The sequence below is a fragment of the Streptomyces sp. NPDC111520 genome, assembly GCF_055635295.1.
Window position 1 is genome coordinate 72,031 of record NZ_JBVKBW010000003.1, and the last position, 26,153, is coordinate 98,183.

24 protein-coding genes are annotated in these 26,153 nt (G+C 73.1%); 12 read left to right on the forward strand and 12 right to left on the reverse strand.

Annotated features, from left to right (window positions below; genetic code table 11):
* Nucleotides 1-73 precede the first annotated feature (73 nt).
* The 3 genes from ACZ7MY_RS07740 to ACZ7MY_RS07750 form a co-directional block, all read right to left on the reverse strand.
* Nucleotides 74-838 carry a PIG-L deacetylase family protein gene (locus ACZ7MY_RS07740; protein ID WP_499600363.1) on the reverse strand — a complete coding sequence of 255 codons (765 nt, stop codon included), beginning with the start codon at nt 836-838 and terminating at the stop codon, nt 74-76.
* 112 nt (nt 839-950) lie between these two features.
* Nucleotides 951-1,592, reverse strand: a complete 642-nt coding sequence (locus tag ACZ7MY_RS07745) for a DUF6518 family protein (RefSeq protein WP_499600364.1) — start codon at nt 1,590-1,592, stop codon at nt 951-953.
* A 74-nt stretch (nt 1,593-1,666) separates the two neighbouring features.
* Complete coding sequence (locus tag ACZ7MY_RS07750; protein ID WP_499600365.1) at nt 1,667-1,900, reverse strand: hypothetical protein; 234 nt, start codon at nt 1,898-1,900, stop codon at nt 1,667-1,669.
* 238 nt (nt 1,901-2,138) lie between these two features.
* On the opposite strand from ACZ7MY_RS07750, the gene ACZ7MY_RS07755 reads away from it, so the two are divergent.
* Complete coding sequence (locus ACZ7MY_RS07755; RefSeq protein WP_499600366.1) at nt 2,139-5,525, forward strand: S8 family peptidase; 3,387 nt, start codon at nt 2,139-2,141, stop codon at nt 5,523-5,525.
* A 96-nt stretch (nt 5,526-5,621) separates the two neighbouring features.
* Here the strand turns inward: ACZ7MY_RS07755 and ACZ7MY_RS07760 are convergent, their stop codons facing one another.
* Nucleotides 5,622-6,128: an SMI1/KNR4 family protein gene (locus tag ACZ7MY_RS07760; protein WP_499600367.1), complete on the reverse strand. Its 507-nt coding sequence runs from the start codon at nt 6,126-6,128 to the stop codon at nt 5,622-5,624.
* Between the two features lie 76 nt (nt 6,129-6,204).
* On the opposite strand from ACZ7MY_RS07760, the gene ACZ7MY_RS07765 reads away from it, so the two are divergent.
* The 4 genes from ACZ7MY_RS07765 (at nt 6,205) to ACZ7MY_RS07780 (ending at nt 9,413) form a co-directional block, all read left to right on the forward strand.
* Nucleotides 6,205-6,594, forward strand: a complete 390-nt coding sequence (locus ACZ7MY_RS07765) for a hypothetical protein (protein WP_499600368.1) — start codon at nt 6,205-6,207, stop codon at nt 6,592-6,594.
* 145 nt (nt 6,595-6,739) lie between these two features.
* Nucleotides 6,740-7,297, forward strand: a complete 558-nt coding sequence (locus ACZ7MY_RS07770; protein WP_499600369.1) for a hypothetical protein — start codon at nt 6,740-6,742, stop codon at nt 7,295-7,297.
* Between the two features lie 100 nt (nt 7,298-7,397).
* Nucleotides 7,398-7,943 (forward strand): GNAT family N-acetyltransferase, encoded by a 546-nt coding sequence (locus ACZ7MY_RS07775; RefSeq protein WP_499600370.1) that lies wholly within the window; start codon nt 7,398-7,400, stop codon nt 7,941-7,943.
* A gap of 273 nt (nt 7,944-8,216) precedes the next feature.
* Nucleotides 8,217-9,413 (forward strand): cytochrome P450, encoded by a 1,197-nt coding sequence (locus tag ACZ7MY_RS07780; protein ID WP_499600371.1) that lies wholly within the window; start codon nt 8,217-8,219, stop codon nt 9,411-9,413.
* Between the two features lie 77 nt (nt 9,414-9,490).
* Here the strand turns inward: ACZ7MY_RS07780 and ACZ7MY_RS07785 are convergent, their stop codons facing one another.
* The 3 genes from ACZ7MY_RS07785 to ACZ7MY_RS07795 all read right to left on the reverse strand — a co-directional run bounded on the left by ACZ7MY_RS07785 (nt 9,491) and on the right by ACZ7MY_RS07795 (nt 17,128).
* Nucleotides 9,491-10,132, reverse strand: coding sequence for a hypothetical protein (locus ACZ7MY_RS07785; protein WP_499600372.1), 642 nt, complete (start codon nt 10,130-10,132; stop codon nt 9,491-9,493).
* Nucleotides 10,132-13,749, reverse strand: coding sequence for a S8 family peptidase (locus tag ACZ7MY_RS07790; RefSeq protein ID WP_499600373.1), 3,618 nt, complete (start codon nt 13,747-13,749; stop codon nt 10,132-10,134). The genes ACZ7MY_RS07785 and ACZ7MY_RS07790 overlap by 1 nt, the downstream gene beginning before the upstream one ends.
* A gap of 445 nt (nt 13,750-14,194) precedes the next feature.
* Nucleotides 14,195-17,128 carry a helix-turn-helix transcriptional regulator gene (locus ACZ7MY_RS07795; RefSeq protein WP_499600374.1) on the reverse strand — a complete coding sequence of 978 codons (2,934 nt, stop codon included), beginning with the start codon at nt 17,126-17,128 and terminating at the stop codon, nt 14,195-14,197.
* A 328-nt stretch (nt 17,129-17,456) separates the two neighbouring features.
* Here ACZ7MY_RS07795 and ACZ7MY_RS07800 point away from each other — a divergent pair, with 328 nt between their 5' ends.
* The 4 genes from ACZ7MY_RS07800 (at nt 17,457) to ACZ7MY_RS07815 (ending at nt 19,457) form a co-directional block, all read left to right on the forward strand.
* The gene (locus tag ACZ7MY_RS07800) at nt 17,457-17,834 is read left to right on the forward strand and encodes a YidB family protein (RefSeq protein ID WP_499600375.1); all 378 of its coding nucleotides are present in this window, start codon (nt 17,457-17,459) and stop codon (nt 17,832-17,834) included.
* 220 nt (nt 17,835-18,054) lie between these two features.
* Nucleotides 18,055-18,705, forward strand: coding sequence for a cysteine hydrolase family protein (locus ACZ7MY_RS07805; RefSeq protein WP_499600376.1), 651 nt, complete (start codon nt 18,055-18,057; stop codon nt 18,703-18,705).
* Between the two features lie 122 nt (nt 18,706-18,827).
* Complete coding sequence (locus ACZ7MY_RS07810; protein ID WP_499600377.1) at nt 18,828-19,232, forward strand: VOC family protein; 405 nt, start codon at nt 18,828-18,830, stop codon at nt 19,230-19,232.
* A gap of 78 nt (nt 19,233-19,310) precedes the next feature.
* Nucleotides 19,311-19,457, forward strand: coding sequence for a hypothetical protein (locus ACZ7MY_RS07815; RefSeq protein WP_499600378.1), 147 nt, complete (start codon nt 19,311-19,313; stop codon nt 19,455-19,457).
* A 372-nt stretch (nt 19,458-19,829) separates the two neighbouring features.
* Here ACZ7MY_RS07815 and ACZ7MY_RS07820 read toward each other — a convergent pair whose 3' ends face one another.
* Complete coding sequence (locus ACZ7MY_RS07820) at nt 19,830-20,495, reverse strand: nitroreductase (protein ID WP_499600379.1); 666 nt, start codon at nt 20,493-20,495, stop codon at nt 19,830-19,832.
* Between the two features lie 156 nt (nt 20,496-20,651).
* On the opposite strand from ACZ7MY_RS07820, the gene ACZ7MY_RS07825 reads away from it, so the two are divergent.
* A complete protein-coding gene (locus ACZ7MY_RS07825) occupies nt 20,652-21,305 on the forward strand; it encodes an FMN-dependent NADH-azoreductase (RefSeq protein ID WP_499600380.1) in 654 nt (217 codons plus the stop codon).
* 139 nt (nt 21,306-21,444) lie between these two features.
* Here the strand turns inward: ACZ7MY_RS07825 and ACZ7MY_RS07830 are convergent, their stop codons facing one another.
* The 3 genes from ACZ7MY_RS07830 to ACZ7MY_RS07840 all read right to left on the reverse strand — a co-directional run bounded on the left by ACZ7MY_RS07830 (nt 21,445) and on the right by ACZ7MY_RS07840 (nt 23,672).
* Entirely contained in the window at nt 21,445-21,930 is a 486-nt protein-coding gene (locus ACZ7MY_RS07830; RefSeq protein WP_499600381.1) for a MarR family winged helix-turn-helix transcriptional regulator, read from the reverse strand.
* Nucleotides 21,931-22,000: 70 nt separating this feature from the next.
* Nucleotides 22,001-22,708 carry a B3/B4 domain-containing protein gene (locus ACZ7MY_RS07835; protein ID WP_499600383.1) on the reverse strand — a complete coding sequence of 236 codons (708 nt, stop codon included), beginning with the start codon at nt 22,706-22,708 and terminating at the stop codon, nt 22,001-22,003.
* 127 nt (nt 22,709-22,835) lie between these two features.
* Nucleotides 22,836-23,672: an EamA family transporter gene (locus ACZ7MY_RS07840; protein WP_499600384.1), complete on the reverse strand. Its 837-nt coding sequence runs from the start codon at nt 23,670-23,672 to the stop codon at nt 22,836-22,838.
* Nucleotides 23,673-23,805: 133 nt separating this feature from the next.
* Here ACZ7MY_RS07840 and ACZ7MY_RS07845 point away from each other — a divergent pair, with 133 nt between their 5' ends.
* Together ACZ7MY_RS07845 and ACZ7MY_RS07850 are read left to right on the forward strand one after the other, a co-directional pair.
* Nucleotides 23,806-24,390 (forward strand): helix-turn-helix domain-containing protein, encoded by a 585-nt coding sequence (locus tag ACZ7MY_RS07845; RefSeq protein WP_499600385.1) that lies wholly within the window; start codon nt 23,806-23,808, stop codon nt 24,388-24,390.
* 266 nt (nt 24,391-24,656) lie between these two features.
* On the forward strand, nt 24,657-25,085 hold the full coding sequence (locus tag ACZ7MY_RS07850; RefSeq protein WP_499600386.1) for a pyridoxamine 5'-phosphate oxidase family protein: 429 nt from the start codon (nt 24,657-24,659) through the stop codon (nt 25,083-25,085).
* Nucleotides 25,086-25,197: 112 nt separating this feature from the next.
* Here ACZ7MY_RS07850 and ACZ7MY_RS07855 read toward each other — a convergent pair whose 3' ends face one another.
* On the reverse strand, nt 25,198-26,121 hold the full coding sequence (locus ACZ7MY_RS07855) for an NADP-dependent oxidoreductase (RefSeq protein ID WP_499600387.1): 924 nt from the start codon (nt 26,119-26,121) through the stop codon (nt 25,198-25,200).
* Nucleotides 26,122-26,153: the final 32 nt, after the last annotated feature.

Below are 26,153 nucleotides of genomic sequence, written 5' to 3' on the forward strand. Positions count from 1 at the left end.
CACGGCATGCGGCGGCGGTCCGGCCGCCGCCGCATGCCGGGCGCACCGAGAGGCCGAGGCGGCGAACGCCCGGTCAGAAGGCCGGTTCCGGCCGGTCGTCCGGCGCCGCCGCCGGGAAGGGGGCGTGGCGGACGTACCACTCGGTTCCCAGCACCCGCTCCCGTGCCTCCGCCGGCAGGCCGGCGATCAGCCCCGGCAGTCCGCCGCGTTCGACCTCGCTGCGGTGCGCCAGCACGGCCGCGGTCTTCTGCCTCAACCAGGGACGGACGTCGACGGTCGCGGTGACCTCTTCGTCCGGCACGGCGTACACGGCCCTGCGCGCACCGATCACCTCCCTCAGCGAGGCCAATGCCGAGTGCGGATGGGTGGCCAATTGGAGTGAGCGCGGGCGCCAGGGAGGGCCGGCGTCGGGGTGGAGCCGGCCGAGCGCGGCCGCGTGGACGGCGAGCCCGGTCACCCGGTGGGTGTGCACGTGGTCCGGGTGGCCGGGCAGTCCGCCGTAGGCGTCGTGGGTGACGACGACGTCCGGGCGGAACTCCCGGATGTGCGCGACCAGCCGGCGCACCGCCTCGCCGAGCGGCGCGTCGCAGAACCTCGGGGAGCCGGGGGCCGACGCGGGCACCCGGGCGTCGGCGTAGCCGAGCATCCGCGGTTCGTCGGCGCCGAGGATCCGCAGCGCGTCGGCGAGTTCCGCCGCGCGTACGGTGTCCGCGGCCCAGGTCGCCGTGACGACCGCGGTACGGGCGCCGGCGGCCGCGCCGCGGGCCAGTACCCCGCCCGCCGACAGCGACTCGTCGTCCGGGTGGGCGAAGATCCCGAGCAGGCTCGGCACGGGCATGGACGGACCGCCTTCCCTCGGGCTGCGGGCAGCGGCCCGCGGGAGCAGGCGCCTTCCGACGTCGTCCGCTCCGGTGGGCCGCTTCACCCCTCGCGTCGATGGTCCCAGGGCGTCACAGGAGCGCGTCGAGGACCCACAGCTCGGCGAGGTGGAAGAGGAGGGCGCCCACCGGCGTGAGCGCGGCGCACAGCCAGTAGCGGCGCACCCCGGCGCGAGCCAGGCAGACGGTCAGAAGGGCGGTGAGCAGGGCGCCGACGGCCAGGACAACGGTCGCCTCGCCCCAGTAGTGGAGCGTCAGGCCCAGCCAGAGCCCCTCCCCCGGCACCACCGTGCCGATCACGGCCCCCGCCACGGCCCGTACGTCACCCCGTCCGTGCCGCGCGGTCCATCCGGCCCACCCCAGCAGCGGCCCTCCGGCCGGCCCGGCCAGGCCCCACACGGCGGCTGTGCCGAGTCCTCCGGCGCCGAAGGTGTCCCCGAGCGTGGACGCCGTGTAGTAGCCGGCGCACGTGGCGAGCATCATCACCGCTCCGGCCCAGGCGGCGAGCGGCCGTGAACGTATCAGGGCACCGGCCGCGGCGGTCCAGATGATCCACGTGGACGAGGAGTTGGTCGCCCGCTCGAGCAGGGGCGTGGTGCCGTGCAGGCCGTAGGTGGCCCAGCCGAGCAGCAGCCCGAAGACCACGGTGACGGCCAGGACGACGACGGCCTCACCGCGTCGGCCGGGGCGGGACGCGAGGGATGCGGTAACCATGGCGCGCACTATCCAAGCCGTCTAAACACGCGATGTATAGCGGGACGGAGGCGACGGCACGGCGCGGGGCGGACTCACGGCACCCCGGCCGGGCGTGGCACGCTCCCCCGGGCACCGTCCATGTGGTGCGCCCGGATGAAGACGAACAGCCCGGCCACGATGTCGTCCGACAGCCCGGCCAGCACCGAGTCCGGCGAGTCGTCGGTGGAGTGGGCGATGGCCTCCACGAGACGGGCGAGGTCGCCGACCGCGGCCGCCTCCACTCCCCCCGGGTCCGTACGGTCGTCGGCAGTCGGTCGGCCGGTCATGCTCCTCCTCCGGTGGGGGTGGGTGCCCGCGTCCGCCGGCGGGCCCTGCCGTGACATGGACGAGGCCGCCCGCGCGGGTGTGACAGCCCGAGGGCCGCCGCCGGCGCACTCGACCGTGCCGGTTTGATCGCCACTTGAGGCTTTTCGACCCCATCCCGCGTGGCGCAAAGGTGACTTGTCCTGTGAACGACAGCACGACGGGGCTGACCTCGAGGAACACCCACGTCACGCTGCCCCCATGAGTCACTTGAACAACAGATGGCGGGCGGGCGTCACCAGCCCCCGGCCGCAGCTCGTGGCGGCGACCGCTCTCGCAGCCCTGCTGGCGGGACTCGCCGTGACCCCCGGCGCCGCCCACGGGACCGAACCCGCCGACGCGGCGGCGCGACCCCAGGCCGCCGGCGTCCCGCCGACCGCCCGGCAGCAGGTCACCCTCATCACAGGTGACCGGGTCACGCTGGAGACGGACCCCTCCGGCAGGCAGAGCGTGTCGGTCGAGCCCGCCGAGGGCCGCGAGCACATCCGGTTCCTCAAGCGTCAGGACGGCGGGAAGTGGACGGTCGTACCCGTTGACGCGCTGCCCCTGCTCGCCGCGGAGCGGCTGGACCGCGCGCTGTTCGACGTCTCGGCCCTGGTGAAGGGGAAGTACGCGGAGCGCGGGAGCCTGCCGCTGATCGTCCAGTACACCGGTGCGGCAGGCACAGCCGAGCGGCGGCTGACCGCGGCAGGCGCCGGCGAGGTCGACGCCATCGCCGGGACCTCCTTCGCCACGGTGTCCGAAGGCCGCCGGGACGCGGGCGCGTTCTGGAAGGGCATCGCTCCCGGCACGGCCGACGCGACGGTCCTCGGCGCGGGTGTGCGCCGGGTCTGGCTCGACGGTCGCGCCAAGGTGCAGCTCGACACGACGGTGCCGCGCATCGGCGCGCCGCACGCGTGGGAGAAGGGCCTGACCGGGGAGGGCGTCAAGGTCGCGGTGCTGGACACCGGCTACGACCCGAACCACCCGGACCTGAAGGGGCTGGTGGTGGACTCGGCGAACTTCACCGGTGAAGCGGACACCACCGACGGCCACGGCCACGGCACCCACGTGACCTCGACGGTGGCCGGTTCCGGTGCGGCCTCCGGAGGCCGCTACAAGGGCGTGGCACCGGGGGCACGGATCCTCGCAGGCAAGGTCTGCACGGCCGACGGCAACTGCGACGACTCCGCCGTCATCGAGGGCCTCGCCTGGGCCGCCCAGCACGGCGCGAAGGTGATCAACCTCAGCCTGGGCGACACCGACACCCCCGGGACCGACGCGGTGGAGGCCATGGTCGACACCGTGACGCGTGACCACGGCACGCTGGTGGTGGCCGCCGCGGGCAACAACGGGTCGGGCAGCCGGGTCTCCTCGCCGGCCTCCGCCGACCGGGCGCTGGCCGTCGGTGCCGCCGAGACCGACGACGACCGCGCGGAGTTCAGCTCGGTCGGCCCGCGCACCGGCGACTCCGGCCTGAAGCCGGACCTCATCGCCCCCGGGGTGAACGTCACCGCCGCCATGGCCGGCGGGACCACCGCCGAGGACGGCTACGTCGCGATGAGCGGCACCTCCATGGCCACCCCGCACGTCGCGGGCGCCGCCGCCATCCTCTTCCAGCAACACCCCGACTGGACCCCGGAGCAGGTCAAGCGGCGGCTGATGCAGACCACGGACGGCGCCAAGGAGCGCGGCGCCTACTACCAGGGCGCCGGACGTGTGGACGTCGCCCGCGCCGTCGACCAGCAGGTCACCGCCGACACCACCGCCCTCGACTTCGGCCTGGTCCAGTGGACCGACGGCGTGCGGAACCCGGTGAGCCGGACGATCACCTACCGCAACCCGGGCACCGCGCCGGTCACCCTGCACGTGACGCACAACGCCGGCCGCGGCGACCGCGACGAGCCCGCCCCCCAGGGGCTCTTCCGGCTCGGCGCCGACCAGGTCACCGTGCCCGCCGGCGGCACCGCGGACGTCACCCTCACCGTGGACCCGCGCGCCACCACCGAGTACGCCGCCTACAGCGGCGTGGTCCGCGCGACCACCGCCGACGGCGGCGTGTCGGTCCGCGTCCCGTTCGGCATGGACCTGGAGCAGCCCTCGCACGAACTGCGGCTGACCCTCAAGGACCGCGCGGGCAAGGCCCCCGCGTACGCCTACCTGCTGATCGACTCCGCCGACGGCGGGACCTACGAGCGGGAACTGCTCGGCGAGTCCGGCACCACGCTGCGCCTGCCGAACGGCACCTACTCCGTGAGCGGCTTCTTCTTCGACGCCGACTTCACCGAGGCGACCGTCGTGGGCGTCCCGAAGGTCGTCACGACCGCCGACCGGTCGGCGACCATCGACGCGCGCGCCGCCGAGCCCGTCACGATCTCCGCCCCCAGCCGCACCGCCCGCATCCTCTCGACGGAGATCGGCACCATCAGCCAGGGCGACGAACTGCTGTCCGTCACCGTGAACGACGCGGTCGGCGACGACCACGTCGAGCACCTCTACGCCACTCCGACGGCGCGGTACAAGGACTCGAAGTTCACCTACCTCGTCAACTCCGTCTGGGGCGAGCCCGCCGCCGGCGGCGGCAACCCGCCGTCCGCGTACTACCTGACCCGGCCCGTACACGGCGCCATCCCGGCCGACCCCGGCTACCGCCCCCGCAGGTCCGAACTGGCGCAGGTGAACACCACCTTCGCCGCCACCGCCCCGGGCACCACCGCGACGCGCCTGCTGTACATGTACGTCGACAACGTCCGCTTCGCCCTGCAGCGGATGGACGGGCTGCGCGTCCCGGACCGGCGCGTCGACTACTTCTCGGCGGCCGACGGTCTGAGCTGGCAGACCGGCTTCGACCAGTGGAACATCTTCGACCCCGACAGCCCGCGCGGGCAGATGTACCTCGGCACCCTCCGCGGCTACCGGAGCGGGGCCGAGTTCGAGGAGCGCTGGAACCAGGGGGTCCAGGCGGTCGGCTTCTCGCCCCAGTACATGGACACCTTCCGCGACGGCGACGACCTGTGGATCGGCGTCCAGGACGCCGCCAACGGAGGCATGGACCTGGTGGCCGGAACGTCGACCAGCCGTGAGCCGAAGTGGGAGCTGTCGCGCAACGGCGAAGCCGTCCCGGACTTCTACGGCTTCGCCACGGTCCCGGGCGACCCCACCCCCGCCGACTACCGCCTGACGCTCGACCAGGACCGCGACCTGGCCCCGCTCAGCTCCGTCTCCACGAAACTGCGGGCCGAGTGGCGGTTCCGGTCGCAGACCACGGCGACCCCGCAGACGCTGCCGCTGTACGCGGTGCGCATGGGCCCGGAACTCGACGAGTGGAACCGCGCCCGCGCGGGACGTGAACTGCGCATCCCGGTCCTGATCCAGCGCCCGGTCGGTGCCGCCGGGATCGCGATCCGCACCTTCACCACGGAGGTCTCCTACGACGAGGGCAGGACCTGGCGCCCGGCGAAGGTCACCGGCTCCGGCACCGAGCGCACGGTGACCGTCGACCACCCGCGCCACGCGGCGGGCGGCTCGGTCAGCCTCCGCACGTACGTCAAGGACGCGGCCGGCAACACCTTCAAGCAGACCGTCGTCAAGGCCTACCTGCTCAAGTAGCCCTGCACGACGCACAGGCAGGGCCCGCCGGTTCCGTCCGGCGGGCCCTGCCGCCGTGTTGTGCGGGCGGGCCCTCTGCGCCCGCTGCGCCCGCGGTCACGCGAAGTCCGCGGAGGACGCCAGGCCCTCGACGAACGACCGGAAGTCCGGGGCGAGGAACAGCTCCTCCTCGAGTTCCGCGTCGAACCACGTCACGGAGGGTTCCCCGTGCGGCCCGCACACCCGGTAGTCCAGCGCGACCGAGCAGGGCCCGTTCCCCGAGACCAGCACCACCGGGGTGGGCAGCCCCCATTCCCCCACCAGGTACGGGCTGTCGAGCAGGGAGAGTGCTTGCCCGCTGCGCCCGATGCCCATGACGAACTCGAACGGGACGTGGTCGGCGCTCCACGAGGTCGGCGCGCTCGTGGGGAAGGCGTCCCTGGCGGCCGCGACCACGCCACCGTTCTGATGGCGCAGCAAGGCCTGCAGGGAGCCGGGGAGCGTGACGCCCAGCGCGTGCTCGGCCTCCGCGACGGCCCGGCCGGTCAGGGGCGGCTGCGTCCCGTACAGGTCGCCGGGGTCCCAGAGGGAGCGGAGGAGGTCTTCGAAGCGTGCCATGGCCATGGCCGGAATCGTAGGAGCCGCGGCCGCTGCTCCGGCGCCTGGTCCGGGAGCGGCGGCAGTTCAGTAAAGTCCTGGCATGCTGCTTTTCCACTTCACGCGGCCGGAGCGGTGGCCGCTGATCCTGGCAGACGCAGAGATCAAGGCCACCTGGCCGACGGATCAGGAGGACCTGCCGGAACTGGCGCGGAGCGTGCACCTCACGTCCGACCCCAGCCCCGCCTCGCTCCCGGAACCCTTCCGGGACTGCACGGTGCGGTTCACCGTCGAGGTGCCGGCGCCGGAGGCGCAGCGCTGGCACGCCTGGGCGGGGACCAGGCTGCCGGCCCAGACCGTCCACGTGCTGACCGCGACGCACTTCGGTGAGCGCCCCGACGAGTGGTTCGTCGTGGAGCGGGCGATCCCGTCGGCGGAGTGGGTGTCGGTCGTGGACCTGCAGGTGCAGAAGCCGCTCTGGCCCGGTCCGTAGGACCGGCGGCGGGCACGCGCCTGACGCGCCCGCGCCGCTCGCCGCGGGAAGCACGGGACACCGGCACTACGCAAAGACCCGTCGCGCGTGCATGCTGGTGCCTTCCGGCGGAAACGGGGGGCCAGTGGGAACGGTGACTCATGGCGTGGCGCGCGCCCGCGCGGGATCGGCCTTGGCCGCGGCCTTCCTCCTGCTGCCCCTGGTCGGGTGCGGGCTGGCCGGGGCCGGTGTCGTCCCGGAGGGCGCGATCTCGCTCGGCCTGTTCCCGGCGATCGCGGGCTTCGTCCTTCTGCCCGTGTTGTGCGAGGAGCGACCCCCGTTCCGGCACTCGTCGTCGCGTCTGACCGCGCGCACCCTGACCGGCGAACGGTCGGTCGACCTCGACCGGATCACCGGCGTCCTGCTCCTGACGTCCTTCTCGGTCGGCGGCGCGCAGCGGACCCTGCTGGTGCGCGATGCCGACGGTGTGCGCCTGGGCCTCACGACCGAGCGAAGCCGAAGGAAGCTGCGCCGGGCGATCGAGAAGGCGGAGGCGAACGCCGCGCGAGGAGTCCCCGGGCCCCGGGTGAGCCGAGCCGCCCGGACCCATCTGGGTCTCGCCCCGGGGCGTGGTCTCGCCGTCCACACGACCCTCGTCTTCCTGCTCGTGACGGTGTCCGCTAGCCTCTACGTGGCTGCTGCGCTGCGACTGGGCGGGCAGTAGACCTCGTCATACGATCTGCGGGCGCGAGGCCTTCGTCCGGACGTCACGGACGGAACGGTGCGGCATCCTCACCCTTCATGGGCACGGTAGATTGGCCCTCGTGAGGGAACGTGGACCGGTCGCCTGGCCGCCTGCTCCGATCAGGACCGAGCGGCTCGTGCTCCGCGCGTCAGCGGCCCGTGACCGTGCGGCGCTGATCGAGCTGTTCGCCTCGCCGGAGGTGGGCACGTACATCGGCGGTGCCCGGCCGCGTGACGAGTTGGAGCGCGAGGTGCCGGAAGTGCCCGGGCGGCGCCCCGGCTTCTTCGTGGCCGAACTCGACGGAGCGGCGATCGGCATCGTCACGCTCGATCGGCACGCCCCAGAGCGCCCGGGTCACGTCCGTCCGGAAGACGGGCAGGCCGCCCTCGGCTACATGTTCCTGCCGCATGCGTGGGGTCAGGGTTACGCCGCCGAGGCATGTTCGGCGGCACTCCGATGGTTCGCCGACACGCACCCGGGCGCGCCCGTGGTGCTCACCTCCCAGACCGCCAACGCCCGCTCGATGGGCCTCGCGGCGAAGCTGGGGTTCACCGAGGTGGAGCGGTTCGAGGAATACGGCGCCGAGCAGTGGCTCGGCGTCCGGTCCCCGGTCACGCCGTCCTGAAAGTCCGTTCGTGGAGCGACGACGTCGACGTGACGCCGGTGGCCGCGCGCCGCTGGTTGCGGGCACGCCCCTGATCCGGAACGACCGGTGCCCCACGGGCTCGGCAACACTGCCCGGCGCCCGCTGGGCGCTCCCGGTCGCCCCGCCGCGGCGGGGAAATTGACACGTCAAGCACTCGGGTGCTTGTCTTGGCAAGGAGATTCGGGGGGCCCAGTGGCGCGGCCGAAGTCCGGTGCTCTCCCCGGCGACGTCCATCCGAGGCAGGACAGGATCATGGCTGAACGTATGACGCGCGGCTTCGTCGTGACGGACCGCGAGCCGAGGTGCCCCTTCGACCCGTCGCCGCGGCTCGCCGCGATGGGGCGGCAGGAGGCGGCGACCCGGGTCGCGATGTACGAGCCGCGGTTCGGGGACGCCGACGTGCTGGTGCTGTCGCGTTACGCGGACGTGCGGGCCGCCCTGGGCGACCCGCGACTGCAGTACGGGACCCTTCCGCTCGCCGATGGGAGTCCGCGGACCTTCATGCCCGGCTTCCTGCCCGACTTCCACGGCGCGGAGCACACGAGGCTGCGGCGGATGATCGCGGGGGCCTTCGCGCCCAAGCGGGTCAGGACGCTGCGCCCGATGGCGGAACGGATCATCTCCGAGCGTCTGGACGCCATGGAGGAGGCCGGGCCCGGCGTGGACCTCGTCGAGGCGTACGCCGTCTCGGTGCCCTCGATCGTGATCGGCGAACTGCTCGGCGTACCGGCCTCGATGCACCGGGAGTTCCACTCCATCAGCGCGGGGGTCGTCAACTTCGCCAACTCCCCCGCCGAGTACTTCGGCCTCCTCGCCACGTTCGGCGAGTACATGAAGAACATGGTCGAGGAGATCCGGCGGCACCCCACCGACGGCCTCATCAGCACCCTGCTGCGGGAGCGGCCCGGGGACGTCGGGGACCAGGAGGTCATCGGACTGTCCAGCGCCCTCGTGGTGGCCGGTCACGAGACGACCGCATCGATGATCGGCGTGAGCGCGCTCGCGCTGATGCGGCGCCCGGACCAACTCGCCGTGCTCCTGGACGAGTCGCGGTCCACGCGGGACGCCGTGGAGGAACTCCTGCGCTACATGAGCGTCTCGGGCACCTTCCCCCGCGCGGCGGCCGAGGACCTCACTATCGGCACGGCGCGGGTAAAGGCCGGCGAGCGCGTCCTGGTCTCGCCGCTCAACGCCAACCGCGACCCGGAACTCGTGCCGGAGCCTGACCGGCTGGACCTGACCCGTGAGGCGGTCCCCCACATGGCGTTCGGGTTCGGGAGCCACCAGTGCCCCGGGCAGCACCTGGCCCGCCTGGAACTGGAGGCGGCCCTGCCCGCGCTCTTCCGGCGCTTCCCCGGTCTGCGGCCCGCGGTGCCGGACGAGGAACTGGTCTTCCACCGCGACGGACCCAACGTCTACAGCCTGCAGGCCCTTCCCGTCACCTGGTGAGCCCCCGCGGCACGGGCGGGCGGGGCGAGAACCGGTCTCGCCCCGCCCTGTCACCCGTCGCCCGGGGGCGGGTGCCGTCAGCGCAGCGTGTACGCCATCGGGATGGTCTGGCGGACGGTGTTGCCCTGGCTGTCGGTCGCGCTGATCCTCAGTCCGACACCCTTGGCGGCCTGGTCCCGCCGGGGGTTCTTGATCGTCGTGGTGAAGGTGTTCTTCCCGGCGGTCCGGGTGGTGGCCGGGCGCCAGGTCCTGCCGCCGTCGAAGCTGGTCTCCGCCTTCAGGGACGTCACCTTGGGCAGGGCGGTGAGGCGTTCCTGGTAGTAGCCGGTGACGGTGACCTCATGGGCCGCCCCGGCCTCGGCGGTGTTGTCCAGGGCCAGGCCGAGGTCGTAGCGCAGGAAGATCAGCGGCTCCGGCCGGCAGGCCGCGTCGTTGCTGCCGACCACGTCACCCATGCACGGGCTGAGCTTCGGCGCGTCGTCCTTGGCCGCCGTGGCGGAGGTGTACTGCCACACCGTCCTGACGTCGTTGGTCTCGGCCTCGAACGTGTACCGGGCGGACTTCGCCGGAAGGTCGTAGGAGACGAGGTCGCCGCCCTTGCAGCCGGACAGCGCCAGCATCACCGCGGCGGCCAGCACCATGAGGGCCCCCCTGCGGCGCCGTGCCGACGGCACAACGGTGTTCATCGTGTCGGTCCCCTCCAGGGTGTCGATTGCCATCACAGGGTCGTCCAGTTCTGGTCGGCGAGGTGCTCCTTGCGGCCTTCGACCTCGTCACCGGACGCGTCCAGCAGCCTGAAGTCGCAGGTGGAGTCGAGGTTCGGCACGGTGGGCGAGGGAACCCGCCCGCAGGACGGGATCTCGAGGAAGTCGTGCTGGAGGAGCTCGTCGTCGACGATGCCGATCAGCGCCTGGCGGCCGCCGCCGCTGCCCGTGAGGTAGACGGTGGGGTAGAAGGTGTCGCCCTGCCGGCAGCCCGCGCACGGTCCGGCCGCGACCGAGAAGCCCGACGCGGTCTTCACCTGCGGCACGGCCCCCGGTACGGCGGGACCCGCGTTCCAGTGGATCTCGTTCTCACCGGTCAGCACCAGGTCGTTCATCTCGGTGCGGTTGTGCTCCAGGAAGGAGTCCGCTCCCACGTCGGCCCAGGAGGCGGTGAAGCCGCTGATGGCGTCGTCCTGCCGCTTGACGAAGGTGGTCAGGGTCCGTTGCGTGGCCGGGTGCGGCAGGGACACGTACGACGTGACGGGGGTGGCCCGCAAGAACTGCCGCCAGCTCAGCTGGTGGACGGTTCCGGGCCGGGCCGCGTGGAAGTGGAGGTCGACCCGGTCGAGTTCGCCCTTCCCGACCCGGTAGGCGTCCGGCCGGATCTGTCCGTCGTCGTGGTACCTGGCCGCGTACGCCCTGGGTACGGCGCTGCCGCCGAGGCTGATCCTGACGTGCGACCGGTCGGCCTTGATCCGCTTGATCAGGTCTTCGGCCTCGGCGTAGGGCACCGACACGATGGGCAGTGCGGCGTACGCCCGGATCTCCGGGCAGCTCTTCGGCCCGTCCACGCACTGGTCGAAGGTCGCGGGGCTGCCCAGCGAGGTGAGGCCCGGTGCCGCGACCAGCACACCGACGGCTCCGGCGGCGGCAGCGGCGGCCACCCGCTCGTCACGGAGCCTGGGGTGGTCGCAGGTGGCCTGACAGATGTCGGTCGGCGTCAGGAGCACGAGCTTGCCCCGCGCGTCGACGTCCGCGAGTTCGGCGGCGGTGCCGGTGCCCGCGTGGACCACCGGCAGACGGCCCTTGACGGGCAGCCGGGGAACCGCGATCGCCGCCTCGCGGGTGGTCGGGTCCCCGTTGTCGCGCAGCCACCCCTGCGACTCGCCCAGGGTGGCGTCCGGGCTCACGTAGCGGGCGGACAGGGCGGCGGGGGCGCCGCCGCCCGTGGCGCGCAGGGTGACGACGGGAGTCGTCCGCGAGCTGTAGAAGTCGTGGGTGAAGGTGCCCTCGCTCACCTTGCCGGTGGGCAGGACCCACCAGTTCGGCTCGACGGCCCGGTAGTCGAACGAGAGCGCCGAACCCATCGCCCATGCCCCGGTCGCCGAGACGCGGTTGACGACGTCGGTCGCGTTGTAGGTCTCGGTGGACTCCGGGTACTGCACGCTCAGCCGCCTGGCCTTGCGCAGGTCAAGGGTGACCGTGCTCGCCTTGGTCAGGCTGATCTCCGGCGCGATCGGTGTGGCCTGCTGCAGCTCGCCGGACGCGTCCCGCCAGGTCACGGGCATCTGCACCGCGTAGGTGCCGCGGAAGAGCTCCTCGGTCACGGAGGCGGCGCCGTTCTCGAAGACCTGGCCCGCGTGCAGGTGGACCTGGTCGTCGACCGGCATGAAGGCGGCCGTGCCGTACGTGACGTCGGTGGCACCCGCCGGGGGGACGACGTTCACGGTCAGCGGGAACTTCCGGGCCTCGAGGAAGGTGTGGATCCCCGAGCTCAGCCGTATCGCGCCCTTGTCGTCCCGGGCGGTCAGCAGCCCGTTGTAGCCGCCGTAGGCGCCGTCGGTGCCCAGCACCCTGCCGTCGAGCGTCACGGACACCTCGGCGGAACCGCCCGCGGGGAGCACCACCGTGTCCGTGCTGAGGCTGAACAGCCCTGCCGCGGCCGGCTTGCCGTCGGCGAAGGAGACCGGCATCGTCAGGTGCAACGTGGTCGCCGCGTCACCGCGGTTGGTGTACGTGATCCGTTTCGTCACCGGCGCGTGCGGGTGGGCCAGGCGGCCGAAGTTCAGGTTGCCCTTCGGGACGACCAGCGGGTTGGTCGCGGTCGCGAGATCGACCATGCCTGTGCCCTGGGCGTACATGTCGTGCCCCAGGTCGGAGGCGGTGTCCATCAACAAAGCCTTGATCTGCGGGCCGGACAGCTCCGGGTGCTGCTGGGCGATGATCGCCGCGGCGCCGGCCACGTGCGGGGTGGCCATCGAAGTGCCGTCGGCCGCGGTGTAGTACTGGTCCACGGGCGTGCCCATGGCCGTTCCGGCGGCGCGTGCCGCGACGATGCCGACACCTGGGGCCGCGATGTCCGGCTTGGCGGCGCCGTCCCCGATCCGCGGTCCGCGGTTGGAGAAGCTCGCCATCGCGCCGTTCTTGTCGACGGCCGCCACGGTGAGGGCGTCGTCGGCGGAGCCCGGGGAGACGACCTTCTGGGCGACGAATCCGGAGTTGCCGGCCGCGACCACGAACAGGGTCCCGGTCTCACGGCTCAGCTCGTTGAGCGCCTGGCTGAGCGGGTCGGTGCCGTCCGTGGGCTCGCCGCCCAGGCTCATGTTGACGACCTTGGCGCCCGAGTGGGCGGCCCAGTCCATCGCCGCGATGATCCCGTCGTCAGGGCACTGCCCGTTGTCGTCGCAGACCTTGCCGACCAGGAGCTTGGCGCCGGGGGCGACACCCTTGCGCAGCCCCTTGGACGCGGCGCCGCTGCCGAGGACGGTGGACGCCACATGGGTGCCGTGTCCGTGGCCGTCCTTGGTGCCCGAGGGGCTACCGGTGAAGTCGACCTGCCCTGCGATGCTCCCGGACACGTCCGGGTGGGTGGCGTCGATCCCGGTGTCCAGCACGGCGACGGTCACGCCGCTGCCGTCGTAGCCGCGTTCCCAGGCGACGGGCGCGCCGATCTGCGGGACCGACTGCTCGAGGTCGACGTGGGCCAGGCCGTTGAGCCAGACCTTCTTGACCCCGGCCAGCGAACCGGCGGACCGGGCGGCGGCGGACGTGGCGGACGTCTTGCCCCGCACCTCACGCCACCAGCGGCCGCCGTCTGCGATGTTCATCGAGCGGCCGTTGATGCTCGGGAGCGACCTGCCGCCGGAGACGCCGGCGACCTTGCGCGTCTTCCCGGCGTCGGCCGTGCCGGTGTAGGTGACGAGCACCGGCACCGCGTCGCCCTTGCCCGCCGCGACCAGCGTCACCAACTGGCTCAGGTCGAAGAGCGACCAGTCGAGGAGTCCCTTGCCGACCAGCGCGAGGGCGTCGTCCGGGACGACGTACACCTTGCCCTGACGGGTGATGGTGCGGAACACGACCGGGGTTCCGTCGGGACGTGCCGCGCTCTCGGTGTCGCGGACGACCGGCTCGCCCTTGTCGTCGACACCGATGTGCACCGTGTCGCCGGTGATCAGCGTGACGGGGACGGACCCGCCGGACGCGGCGACGACCCGCGCCAGGTCGTCGTCGGCGATCGCGGCCGGGCTGTCCGTCCGTACGACACCGGAGGACGGGGTCTGCCCGGCCGGCTCGGCGGCCTGGGTCGCCGTCGTCGACACGACCATGCCGAAGACGGTCAGACCGACGGTCACCGCGCCAAGGCGTCTGCCGAGACGCTTCCTTGCTCTTGGCCTCATCTATGGGTCTCCTGTGCGATGGATGGCGGGCAGGATCGGGGAGGTCGGGAGGTACGGGAGGTACGGCGGGCAGGCTTGCGGGACAACGGCGTTCCGCGGCCGGCCGGGACCTTTTCGCGCTAGAGCGGTTCGTACTCGCCGGCAACGGCGGCATCACCCGCGTCCTCGGTGGTCGGGGCGTCGGCCGGCACGGCCTGCGGTCCTGCCGGTACCGGTTCGTCCTTCGCACGGCGAGCCGAGACGGCCGGATCGTCGACCGTTCGGGGTGTGGGCGGTTCTGCGGGCAACATGGGCACGAGTGTGCGACCGCGACCGGCCCCGGCTCGATTGGTCGGATGCGGGATTTAATCCCGGCGCGCGCGCCCGGGCTTTTCTTCGTGCCCGGGGCGGCCCGTGGAATTTACTCGTCGTCCGGGGGCGGTTGCCTCAACCCGCCGACCAGGCCCGACTCGACCACCCTGATCGCGAGCGCCGTCCGCGACGTCACATGCAGCTTGCGCATCGCCGACCTGACCTGACTGGCGACGGTCTGCGCCGACACCACCAACACGTCAGCGATCTGACGGTTCGTCATACCGTCGACCAGCAGGCGGGCCACCTCCAGCTCGCGCGGCGAGAGCCGGTCGCCGTACCCGGGACGTCCCCGGCCGCGCGCCGCCGCGGGGGCGTCCCCCGCCCGCGTGCCGAGGAAGCGGGTGATGCGGTCGGCGTCGTAGTGGGCGCCGAGTTCCGACAGCGCCCGCGCGGCCTCGGACAGCAGCGGCAGCCCGGCCTCCTCCCGGCCGTCGGCGAGCAGGCAGCGGGCGGAGCGCTCCCGGGCGAGCAGGGCGTCGTACGGGCGCGGCAGCGCCTCCCACGCGGCGGCCGCCCGGCGGAACAGCGCCGCGCCCTCCGCGAGGTCTCCACCGGCTTCCGCCACAATGGCGCGGCACAGGAGCAGGGACGCCTGCGGCGCGGGGGCGTCCCGGTCTCCCAGGGCCGCGGCGAAGGTGTCCACCAGGTCGGCGGCACGGCCGAGCCGGCCGGCGGCGACCAGGGCCGCGACGCGTGCCGGGGCGAAGTCGACGGCGCGGGACCAGAGTCCGCCGCCGACGGCGATCTCGGCCGGCTGGTCGGTGAGGCGGAGCGCTCCGTCGACGTCGCCGTCGCGCAGGCACAACTGGGCGAGCGCGGCGGCGGCTTCGATGCGTTGCTGGTCGTCGCGCCCGGCGAAGCGCAGACGCTCCTCCGCCGCCTCCCGGTCCCCGGCGGCGGCCCGCATCAGGCCGGCCACCAGGGCCGCCTCGCAGCGGTCCTTCAGCCGTACGCCGCTGTCGTCGTCGACCAGGCGCGCCGTCCGTTCGGCGAGTCCAGACCAGGCGCCGGTGAACCAGTCGAGGTGGGCCCGGGAGGAGGCGATGCTGTCGAGGTAGTCCAGCAGCTGGTGGCGTTCCGCGAGTGCCCGGGCCTTGGCCAGTCGCGCCCCGGCCTCGTCGTACCGTCCCCAACGCGTGGCCTCCTCGCCGACGTTGGTGTGACCTATCGCGACGATGGACGCCTCCCGCGGGTCCAGGACGTCGTCCGGTATCCGCCGGGCCGCCTCCCAGCCGCTCTCCTCGCCGAGCATCAGCAGCGCGAAGGCGCGTTCCACGGACAGCCGCAGCCGGTCCAGGGAGGCCATCGACCGTGCCGGGGGCGGGGCCTCCCGGAGCCACCGCAGGTGTTCCGCGACCGGCCGCGCGTTCCCCAGGGGCAGGGCGAGCAGGACGCGGGCGCGCGCCGCCTCCGGTGAGTCCGGCGGGAGATGGGGCACCGCCGCGAGGACCTCGCCGCGCCCGGCCTCGATCTCGCCGGCCACCATGAGCACCCGGCCGATCTGGAAGCGGAGCATGGCCTGCTGATCGGGTGTCAGGAGCTGCCCGGCGAGGGCCGACCGGAGCGAGTCGATGGTCCGCGAGTACGGGTCGGAGCCGGGCAGCGCCTGGAACTGGATCTTCGTCACCAGTCGCACCAGCGACTCCGCGGGAAGGGCCACGCTGGTGACCAGGCTGTGCAGCAGCAGCGCCGAGGTGGCCACGTCCCCGGACTGGAGGCAGAGCTCCGCCGCCCGCTCGGTGTACCGGCACGCCGGGTCCGCCTCGCCGGCCAGCCGGTAGTGCCGGGCCAGCTGGGCCACCGGCGGTACCGGCCACCGCTCCAGCGCCCGGCCCGCCCGCAGGTGCATGCCCCGCCGCTCCTCGGCCGGGATGGCGTCGTACACGGCGTGGCACGCCAGCGAGTGGCGGAACGACCACTGCCCGGGCCTGTCCTCACGCAGCAGGCCGCCGCCGAGCGCTTCGGCGGCCTGCGCGGCGAACCGGTCGTCGGGCAGGCCGGTGACGGCCCTCAGGGTGGCGTGGTCGGCCGGGCCCGAGAGCACCGACACCGCGTAGAGGACGGTGCGGGTCCCGGGCCGGAGCCGCTGGACGCGCTCGAGCATGGCGTCGCGGATCGTGGGCGGCACCTCGATGCGGTCCAGCCGGCGCCGTGCCCACCCGCCGTCCCGGTGGACCAGGTCGGCCCGGTCGTGCATGAGCCGTACCGACTCCTCCACCGCCAGCGGCACGCCGTCGGTGCGCGCGTGCAGGAACGCCGCGAACTCGGTCGACACATGGCCCCCGGTGAGCATCGACGACACCAAGGAGGCGGTCTCGCCGACGTCCAGGGGCTTCAGCGTCAGCCTCACCAGGTGCGCGTCGGCGGGCGGCCGCGAGGTCAGCCGCAGCAGCAGGGAATCGGCCGGCACTTCCTCCCGCCGGTAGGTCAGCACCACGCTGAGCGCCTGCGGCCGGCGGGAGAGCAGGAAGAGCAGGAACTCCAGCGTCGCCTCGTCGGCCCAGTGCACGTCCTCGATCGCCAGCACCGCGACGTCGAGCCGGCCGAGGAGTTCGACGAAGGCGCTGAAGAGCCGGTGCCGGGCGGCGGTCGCGTCCTCCAGCGGCTCCGGCGCCGGGGGCAGCTCGTCGGCCCACTCGGGGAACAGCGGCCGCAGTGCGCCGCCCAGCCCGCTCAGCCGCAGCCTGGCAACGTTGTCAACGCCGTCACGCACGGCGTCCACGACCGCGCCCAGCGTGTACGGCACCCGCAGCTCCGGGCAGGCCCCGACCAGGGAGCGCCGCCCGCGTTCCGCCTGGGCCGCCAGGAACTCGCGCAGCAGCCGGGTCTTGCCGATGCCGGCCTCGCCGTCGAGCAGGACCACCGCGGGCGTCCGCCCGAGTGCCGAACCCAGTGTGTCCAGCTCCACGTCCCGGCCGACCAACCGCGGCGCGGACAGTGCCGGCAGGCCACCGGCTTCGGTACGGACCCGTCCAGCCACCCTCGTGCCCCCTCAGTCGACCGCCGCTGCGCCAGTGCCGACCCTATCCGCGGGAGATCATCCGGGTGGCGGCATCGGCTCGGACAGTTGAACTACGGGTGATCCGGGGCCCCGCCGGAGCCCCCGGGAGCCCGCCCCGTCACCCGTTCGGCCTAATCGGCACGGCGGCCCGGGGCACCTCATGCTGGCCTGGAAGGGGGTGTACGAGCGAGGCGACACCGCGCGCGACCTGCGACAACAGCATGTCGGCCCACCCCCGATGCCGACCGCCGCAGCGTCCCACAGCGCCGCGCGTCGCCCGCACAGACCACAAGCACGGGAGCAACCCATGGCTGACCCCACCAGGAGCAGCGGCGGCGGCATGATGAGCGAGCTGCAAGCGCTGCTCGAAGGTGCGACGAAGTTCCTGAGCGACAGCGGCCTCAAGGGCGTCGTCGACTCGTGGCTCGGCAACGGTCCCAACGAACCGGTGACCACCAAGCAGATCGAGAACGCGTTCGGCGCCGACAAGGTCGCCGAAGCCAGCAGGCAGGCGGGCGTGAAGCCCGAGGCCCTCGCGGCGGAACTGCCCGAGGTCATCGACAAGGCGTCTCCCGACGGCAAGATCGACGTTCGGAGCAGCAGCATCGAACCGTCCTCCATCGACGACCACAAGAAGTCGGTCATCGACGCGCTGGGCCACACGTTCGGCGACCGCCGCGGCTGACCGCCGGCACGGACGGCGGACAGCCGGAGGGCCGGCATCACCCACCCGTGACGCCGGCCCTCCCACGACCACCTCGGGGCACATCCGCGATCCAAGTCCTCCGGTTCCGGGGCGAGTTCCGGCCGCTCCTCGCCGGGCGAGCAGGCGAATCGGTGCGGCCTTGAACTGAGAAACGGTGCCGTCCGCCTCTTGGCGGTCAAGAATCCGGAGCGAGGAAACGATGAACGACGAAGCGCACACCTATCCCCCGGACCGAACGGCCCTGCTGATCATCGACCCGTACAACGACTTCCTCTCCGAGGGCGGGAAACTGTGGCCCCAGGTCAGGGAAGTGGCGGAGGCCGTCGGCCAGCTCGACCACATGCGCGCGGTGCTCGCCGCGGCCCGCGACCTGGGCTTCCACGTCTTCATCGTGCCCCACCACCAGACGAAGCCCAGCGACTACCGAACATGGCACCATCTGTCCCCCACCCAGCGGCACGTCGTCGAGCGGCAGGTGTTCGCCCTCGGCAGCTGGGGCGCCGAGTGGCACCCCGACTTCGTGCCCCGCGAGGACGAGCTGGTCATGAGCCAGCACTGGGCGTCGAGCGGCTTCGCCAACACCGACCTGGACACGATGCTCAAGCAGCACGGCGTCGAGAAGGTCGTGCTCATCGGCATGAAGGCGAACACCTGCGTCGACACGACCGCCCGTTTCGCCCAGGAACTCGGCTACCACGTCACGCTCATCCGCGACGCCATCGGCGCCTTCGACTGGGACGAGATGAAGGCGACCTTCGACGTCAACGCGCCCGCGTACGCACACGCGATCCTGACCACCGACGAATTCCTCACGATCGTGGGGAAGCGGCCTCAGCCGATGGCCTCATGAGCGGACGACCGGCCCTGCCGTGACGACCCCCGCGGGGAACCGCGGGGAACCGCGGGAGGGCGCGTCCGCGTCATCCGGATGGAGTGGACGGCCGCCCGCCGCGCCTGACTAGACTGCCGGGCATGGCATGCCGCATCAGCGAGTTGGTCATCGACGCCGCCGACCCCGAACGGCTCGGGGCGTTCTGGAGCGAGGTCCTCGGCTACGTCGAACTCGGCCGTGAGGACGACGGAAGCATCGAGATCGGACCGGCCGACGCCGGCTTCGGCGGTCCACAGCCCACCCTCGTCCTCAGCCCCAGCCGCGATCCGCGGGCCGCGAAGCTCCCCCTGCACTTCGACGTCAACGCCACCGACCGGGACCAGGACGCCGAGTTGGAACGGCTGCTCGCCCTCGGCGCCACGCACGCCGACGTCGGCCAGACCGGCGGCGAGGCCTGGTACGTACTGGCCGACCCGGAGGGCAACGAGTTCTGCCTCCTGCGCCGACGACTGCGGCCCCTCCCCCCGCTCGCCGCGGCCGGGTGACGGAGGCGCACGGCCACGGCCCGGAGGGCACCGGAACTCCGGCCGCCCGGGCAATACGATCGCGCGGAGGGAGGGAACGTGGAATCGATGGGACATGCCGTCGCCGCGCTCATCTACGGAGTGCCCGTTCTCGCGGGCCTGGCCCTGGTCGTGGCCGCGATCGCGATCCCCCGATGGCGCCGCAGCGCGATCGCTGCGATCGAACGCGACGAGGCCGTTCGGTAGACGTCGGTGCCGGCCGCCTGGCCGAACGACATGGCGGGACCGGCGCTCACAAGGAGGCCGAATGCCACCGCCCGACACGCCGACCAGCGAACGTGGAGCGCTGACCGTGCCCGAGACCCGCCTCAAGTGCCGCGACGCCTCCTCGGCCGCCGCTGTCGCGGCCGCCGGGGCCGCGCCCGGCGACCCGCGCCACACCGTCCGGCAGGACGGCCGGCACGTCGTCATCGCGTACGCGGACGCGGCTGACCCTTCGACGTCGCCGAGTGGGCCGCCCTCGAGGGATACGCCAGCGAGAAGGCCGCGGTCCGGCTCATGACCGGGCTCCAGACACGCCCGGGCCTGCGCCGCCGGCTGCGGGGCGCCGTCCGCGCCTCAGTTCCCCAGCAGAGTGACCGTCTCGTCCAGCGGCGCCCGGCCCGTACGGACGGACGCGTCTGACGCGTCCTCGAATCCGATCGACATGCCGCAGAAGAGGATGAGCTCGTCCGGGGGTGACAGGATCTCCGCGACCGTCGCGTGGTACTTCGCCCACGCCATCTGGGTGCAGCTGTGCAACCCCTCGGCGCGGAGCAGCAGCATCACTGTTTGCAGGTACATGCCAACATCGGACCATTGGGGCCCGCCCATGTCGCGGTCGATGTAGCAGAACAGGGCGGCGGGCGCCCCGAAGCACTGCCAGTTGGCGGAGGCGGCCCTGTGGCGCGCCTCCTGGTCGTCGCGCGCGATGCCGAGCGCGCCGTAGCGCTGCTCGCCGAAGGCGGCCCGGCGCTCGCTGTACGGGGGTTTCAGTGCGGGCGGGTACTGCTCGTACTCCGGCTCGTCCCAGGGTTCACCGGCGGCCAGGCGCTCGCCGGCCCGCTTCTTCAGCAGCTCCAGCGGCTCGCCGGCCAGCACGTAGGCGTGCCAGGGCTGCAGGTTCGACGCCGACGGCGCCCAGGCCGCGGTCGTCAGCACCCGTTCCAGCACCTGCCGCGACACGTGCTGGTCACGGAATGCGCGCACAGCCCGCCTGCTCGTGACGGCCTCATAGACGTCCATGGATGCGCTCCCCTTCGTCGGCGCTCATGATCGTTACCCTTGGTACTGTAGTACGTGAGATAGTTTCATTCAACACGGTAGTGTGTTTGACTACCTCGGGTACGAACCCGCTGCCCGCGGTGACCACCCCGGGCCACCTGCCTTTGGAGCACGTCCATGGCCACGCTGTTGCACCTCGACTCGTCCGTCTTCCCCGGTGAGGCCTCCTCCTCCCGTTCGGTCGCCGCCGCGTTCCGCAGGGCGTGGCAGGAGGAGGACCCGGAGGGCAAGGTCGTCCACCGCGACCTCGCCGCCGACCCGGTGCCGCACATCACCGCCGACGCCTGGTCCGCCGGCTTCCACGCACCCTCCGAGCACAGCCCGGAACAGGCGGCCGCGTTCGCCACGCGCCTGCAGCTCATCGAGGAACTGGAGCGGGCCGACGCGCTCCTGATCGGTGCCCCCATGTACAACTTCACGATCCCCTCGACCCTCAAGACCTGGCTGGACAGCGTCATCGTGCCCGGCCGCACCTCGGGTGAGACCCCGTCCGCCCAGGGCAAGCCGGTCCTCGTCGTCGCCAGCCGGGGCGGCTCCTACGTTCCGGGCACTCCACGTCACGGCTTCGAGTTCGTGCAGAACTACCTGGAGGCGGTGCTGCGCGGCTCGCTCGGCCTGGAGGTGGACTTCATCGTGCCGGAGCTCACGCTGGCCCCCCGCAATCCGGCCATGTCGGAGCTGATCCCGCTCTACGAGGCCTCCCGCAGGCGCGCGATGGAGGACGCCGGCGTCAAGGCCAGGGAGATGGCGAAGCGTCTCTCCGCCGCGTGACGCGGTAATCCGGCGCCCCGACCCGACCCGCCCCGGCCGCCCCGTCGCTCGCCCGCGCCGCGCCCGGCGATCACCCCTCGCCGACGACGGCGCTCCGTCCGGCGGGGCGGCACGGCGTGGGCCCGGGGCGCCGCGCGGTCTACGCTTCGCCGCCCGCCGGATGCGCGAAACGGGTCAGCAGTTCCCCGAGCAACTCCGGCTCACCGGGGTGCAGTTCGGCGACCAGGCGCGCGGCCGTCGGCGCGGCGGCCGTATGCGCCGCGTCGAAGAGCTCCATGCCCTGCGGTGTGATCTCCACGGCCCGCACCCGCCGGTCCCCCGGGACGGGCTTGCGTACGGCGAGCCCCTTGCGCTCCAGGTCGTCCACGACCCGCATGATCCCCGCCTTGTCGGTTCCGGTCGCGACCCCCAGGTCACGCTGCACGGTCGGACCCCGGTCGGCCAGGACGAGCAGCACGGCGAAGTGGCGCAACTCGATGCCCAGCGGCCGCAGCGCCTCCGACATCACCGCGGCCGCGCGCCAGTGCGCCCGGCGCAGCAGGAGACCCAGAGCGAAGGGGGAGGCGTCGCCGGGCCGGTCGGTGGCGCGCGGGACGGTGGCCTCGGGCGGAACGCGGGTGCTCACGCGCCCACGCTACCAGCCATGATTCCGTTCGATACCGTCTCGACCGACACCGGACCGCCTTCGCGACCGTCTACACGGAGACCCGAGGCCGCGCCGCCGTGAGGCGGTGCACGGCGGTCCCAGCGGAGTGGAGGGCCAGCAGGCCGCGCAGTTCCTCGGCGGCGGCCTCGAGGAGGTCGCCGTCCCGCGATCCGTGGAGGGTCTCGAGGATGAAGACGGCCCTCGTGGAGTCCTCGGTGACGCGGGTGTGGTGGGCGTCGCGGTGGTTCCAATGGCGTGTCAGGACCCGCTCGGCGTCCGCGTAGACGATCTCGCCGGGCTTCGGGTGCTCGACGGTGCCGGGTTCGCCGAGCGGGGTGAAGCTCTCGGTGCCGTCGGCGGGGCGGACGACGACGTCGCCCGAGACGTTGTCCAGGTCGAAGGCGCCGGCGGGCAGGCCGTGGTGGACGGAGACGGCGTTGTACGTATCGACCGCGGGGTTGATGCGGGGCAGCGCGCCCCGCTTCGCGAGGCGGCGGCCGAGCGCGTCCACGCTGGGGCGGACGCGGCGGGGGTTGGTGCCGAAGGAGCGGTAGGCGGTGTGCCAGGCCTCGACGCGGGGGTCGGTCTCGTCGGCGGGGTGCCATGCACCGTCGCCGAGCCGCCGTTCCAGGTCCTCCAGCGTCGCGGTGGTCCGGGGCCAGGGCTCACGGCCGCGCAGTCCGGTGGCGGTGACCAGGGCGATGAGGGTGTCGGGGAAGGCGTCGGCGACGGCGGGGTCGAGGGTGAAGGCGGTCATGTGCGGGGCTTCCGTTTCCTGGGTCGTGACGGGTATCGGGACGGGTCTCGGTCGGGGCTTCGGGGGGCGCGGCGGGCGGCGTCCCGGGCCGGCGTGGCGGGCGTGGCCGTGCGGCGCGCGGGCTCGGTCAGGTCAGTGCGAGGAGGCCGACGGCCGCGGCGGCGGTGCCCATTCCGACGAGCTGGCCGCGGTGGATGCGCTCGTCCAGTACGCCGCGGGCGAGCAGGACCGTCCCGGCCGGGTAGAGGGCGGTGATCACGGCGACGACCGCCAGGTCGCCGCTGCGGGCGGCGAGCAGGAAGAGCAGGTTCGCCAGCGAGTCCAGTCCGCCCGCGGTGGCCGAGATCGCGTACGCGGGACGCTCGGGGCCCAGCGTGCGGGACAGCGCGCCGGCCGCCGCCAGGGTGACGGCGGAGGTGACCGCCCGGCCGACGATCAGCGGCGCGATGCCGCTGTCGGAGGGCGCCTGGTGCAGGCAGACCAGCTGGAGCGCGATGGCGGTCCCCGCACCGAAGGCCATCAGCAGGGCGGTACGTGAGGGCCGCGCGGACCCGGCCCCGTGGCCCGCACTGACGAGCACCACCGCCAGCAGCGCGAGGGGCAGGCCCACCAGGCCGGCCGGGCCCAGGTGCTCCCCCTGCAGCAGGCCGACCCCGACCGGCAGCACAGCGGAGACCAGGGCGGTCACCGGGGAGAGCACGTTCATCGGGCCGATCGCCAGCGTCCCGTAGAGCAGGGCGAACGCGGCGGCGGAGGCGACCCCGGACGCCGCGCCCCAGGCCGGCGCCCCGCCGCTGAAGGACGCGTCGAGGAACGGCCAGAGCAGCAGCTCGACGACGAGGCCGGCCGGGGCCGCGACCGTCACGGTGCGCAGCACATGGGCCTTGCGCGCGCCGAGGCCGCCGAGGAAGTCGGCGCATCCGTAGGCGAGCGAACTGCCGAGGGCCAGCAGCAGAGCGATCACGGCACATCCCTTACCATTCAGTGGAACGACTGAACCGTACATCGGATCGACCGCCATAGGCCAGTCAACCGACCGGACGGTTCATTCCACTGGTACGCCGACGACCGACGACTACGGGAAACGGGGACGACGGATGGCCGAGGCCGAGACAGCACTGCGGACGCTCGCACACAACGTCCGGGCCGCCCGGACCCGGGCCGGCCTGTCCCTGGACGAACTCGGCCGCCGCGCGCAGGTCAGCAAGGGCGCGCTGGTCGGGCTGGAGAAGGCCCAGGGCAATCCGAACTTCGCCACGCTGGTGCGGCTGGCCGACACCCTCGGCGTCTCCGTCTCGGCGCTGATGGAGGGCGGTTCCGAGGGCCGTGTCCGGGTCGTGTCCGCCGACGCCCTGACCCCGCTGTGGACCGGTGAGAAGGGCGGCCAGGCCCGCCTGATGCTGACCACGTCGGGGCCGGCCCCCGTCGAGGTGTGGCGCTGGCGGCTGGAGCCCGGCGAGGAGTACCCCAGCCACCCCCACCAGGCCGGCGTGGTGGAGACCGTCAGCGTCACCCAGGGCCGGATGACGCTGGTCGTCGACGGTACCGAGCACACCGTGGAAGCCGGGCAGACCGCCACCTTCGAAGGCGACGCGGCCCACGCCTACCGCGGTGCGGGCACGGAGAGCTGCCACTTGATCATGACGGTGCACCTGCCGCCCGGCCCGCCCGCCGGCGCCTGAGGACGCGGGTCACGGGGGCGCCGAGGTCCGCGGCGCGTCAGCCGCCGGCCGAGGTGCGGGCGAACCAGGTGCGCGCCTCTTCGGCGGGCAGCACGCGGGTGAGCTCGGCGGCGCCCGGGAGCAGCGGGACCGGCACACCCTAGGCCAGGGGTGTGCCGACCGTCACGGAGACGGTTGCCGGACCCGGCGCCCTGTCCGCCTCGCGCACTCGCGCACTCGCGCACGCGAGCGGAGGCACCGTCAGAGGGCGGGCCTACGGTCGGGGCATGGAACTTTCACGCGAGGAACGGGAGAGCTTTCTGTCCGAGCCGCATGTGGCGGCGCTGGGTGTCGCGGCCGGTGACGACCGCGGCCCGCTGATGGTCCCGATCTGGTACTCCTACGAGCCCGGCGGCCTGCCGTGGATCCTCACCGGCGCGGGCTCCCGGAAGATGACGCTGATCAGGGCGGCGGGCCGCTTCAGCCTGCTGGTACAGCGCACCGAGCCGACGCCCCGGTACGTCTCGGTCGAAGGACCGGTCACCGAGGTGACCGCGGGGAGCGGCGCGCTCCATCGCGCGATGGCCGGACGCTACCTCTCGGGTGGGGCCCTCGACAGGTTCGTGGCCATGGCGGAAGAGGAACTCGCCGATCACGTCGTGGTGCGCATGCGGCCGGAACGCTGGCTCACCGCCGATCTGGGCACGGTCGACTGACCTCCTGCGGGGTGGGGAGCCCTTCGGGCCGGACGGAACCGTCCGGCCCGCGGGGCCCGCCTCCCGCGGGCCGCGTGCGGCGCCGTCCGCGCAGCGAACCGCGCGCCCGGGCTCAGTCCTCGGCGATCTTGATGATCGTCTTGCCGGGAAGGCGGCGCCCGACGCGGGCGAAGGCGTCGGGGGCCTCGGCCAGCGGCCGCACGTCACCGACGACCGGCTTGAGCCGTCCGTCCCGCACCCGCCGGACGAGGTCCACGAGACGGGCCTGGTCGACCTCGACCACGAAGAACACGGCCCGGCCCCCTTCGGGTCGGACGGTCGGCGGCTCCGCGATCGTGACGAGCGTGCCGCCGCTCCGTACCAGCGCCGTCGAGCGCTGGAGGATGTCGCCGCCGAACACGTCGAGGACGAGGTCCACGGCGCCGACGTCCTCGAGCCGGTCGTTCTGCAGGTCCACGAAGGCGTCCGCGCCGAGGCAGTGCGCGGTGTCCCGGTCGGCGGCGCGGCCGGTGCCGATCACCCGGGCGCCCGCCTCGTGCGCGAGTTGCACCGCGAGGGACCCGACGCCGCCGGCGGCACCGTGGACCAGGACGTTCTGACCCGCCTCGAGACGACCGTGCTCGAACAGGGCCTGCCACGCGGTCAGTCCGGAGATCGGCAGCGCCGCGGCCACCGTGTGGTCGACGTCCGCGGGCAGCGGAGCGAGGTTGCGGGTCTCCACGGCGACGTACTCGGCCAGGGAGCCGTTGCGGGCCCAGTCCGCCAGGCCGAACACCCGCTGGCCCACGGTCAGGCGCGTGGTGCCGTAGCCCAGTTCGGTCACGACGCCCGACAGTTCGTGCCCGGGCACGGTCGGCGTGCGGTCGCGGCCGGCCCGGTCGGTCCAGGTGGCCGGCCAGTCGAGTTCCCCCGGGGTGAAGCCGGCGGCGTGCACCCGCACGATGACGTCGTTCTCGGCGGCGTGCGGGTGGGGCAGGTCCGTGAGGGCGAGCCCGCCGACGCCGGCGTCACGGTCCCGAACGGTGATGGCTTGCATGGGGTTTCCTTTCCGGGGGTTTCTCGAAGGGC

Excerpts from the sequence above, each read along its gene's own strand:
- ACZ7MY_RS07740 (WP_499600363.1), bottom strand. The coding sequence starts at position 838 with ATGCCCGTGCCGAGCCTGCTCGGGATCTTCGCCCACCCGGACGACGAG.
- ACZ7MY_RS07745 (WP_499600364.1), bottom strand. The coding sequence starts at position 1,592 with ATGGTTACCGCATCCCTCGCGTCCCGCCCCGGCCGACGCGGTGAGGCC.
- ACZ7MY_RS07750 (WP_499600365.1), bottom strand. The coding sequence starts at position 1,900 with ATGACCGGCCGACCGACTGCCGACGACCGTACGGACCCGGGGGGAGTG.
- ACZ7MY_RS07755 (WP_499600366.1), top strand. The coding sequence starts at position 2,139 with ATGAGTCACTTGAACAACAGATGGCGGGCGGGCGTCACCAGCCCCCGG.
- ACZ7MY_RS07760 (WP_499600367.1), bottom strand. The coding sequence starts at position 6,128 with ATGGCCATGGCACGCTTCGAAGACCTCCTCCGCTCCCTCTGGGACCCC.
- ACZ7MY_RS07765 (WP_499600368.1), top strand. The coding sequence starts at position 6,205 with ATGCTGCTTTTCCACTTCACGCGGCCGGAGCGGTGGCCGCTGATCCTG.
- ACZ7MY_RS07780 (WP_499600371.1), top strand. The coding sequence starts at position 8,217 with ATGGCTGAACGTATGACGCGCGGCTTCGTCGTGACGGACCGCGAGCCG.
- ACZ7MY_RS07785 (WP_499600372.1), bottom strand. The coding sequence starts at position 10,132 with ATGGCAATCGACACCCTGGAGGGGACCGACACGATGAACACCGTTGTG.
- ACZ7MY_RS07800 (WP_499600375.1), top strand. The coding sequence starts at position 17,457 with ATGGCTGACCCCACCAGGAGCAGCGGCGGCGGCATGATGAGCGAGCTG.
- ACZ7MY_RS07805 (WP_499600376.1), top strand. The coding sequence starts at position 18,055 with ATGAACGACGAAGCGCACACCTATCCCCCGGACCGAACGGCCCTGCTG.
- ACZ7MY_RS07810 (WP_499600377.1), top strand. The coding sequence starts at position 18,828 with ATGGCATGCCGCATCAGCGAGTTGGTCATCGACGCCGCCGACCCCGAA.
- ACZ7MY_RS07820 (WP_499600379.1), bottom strand. The coding sequence starts at position 20,495 with ATGGACGTCTATGAGGCCGTCACGAGCAGGCGGGCTGTGCGCGCATTC.
- ACZ7MY_RS07825 (WP_499600380.1), top strand. The coding sequence starts at position 20,652 with ATGGCCACGCTGTTGCACCTCGACTCGTCCGTCTTCCCCGGTGAGGCC.
- ACZ7MY_RS07835 (WP_499600383.1), bottom strand. The coding sequence starts at position 22,708 with ATGACCGCCTTCACCCTCGACCCCGCCGTCGCCGACGCCTTCCCCGAC.
- ACZ7MY_RS07845 (WP_499600385.1), top strand. The coding sequence starts at position 23,806 with ATGGCCGAGGCCGAGACAGCACTGCGGACGCTCGCACACAACGTCCGG.
- ACZ7MY_RS07850 (WP_499600386.1), top strand. The coding sequence starts at position 24,657 with ATGGAACTTTCACGCGAGGAACGGGAGAGCTTTCTGTCCGAGCCGCAT.
- ACZ7MY_RS07855 (WP_499600387.1), bottom strand. The coding sequence starts at position 26,121 with ATGCAAGCCATCACCGTTCGGGACCGTGACGCCGGCGTCGGCGGGCTC.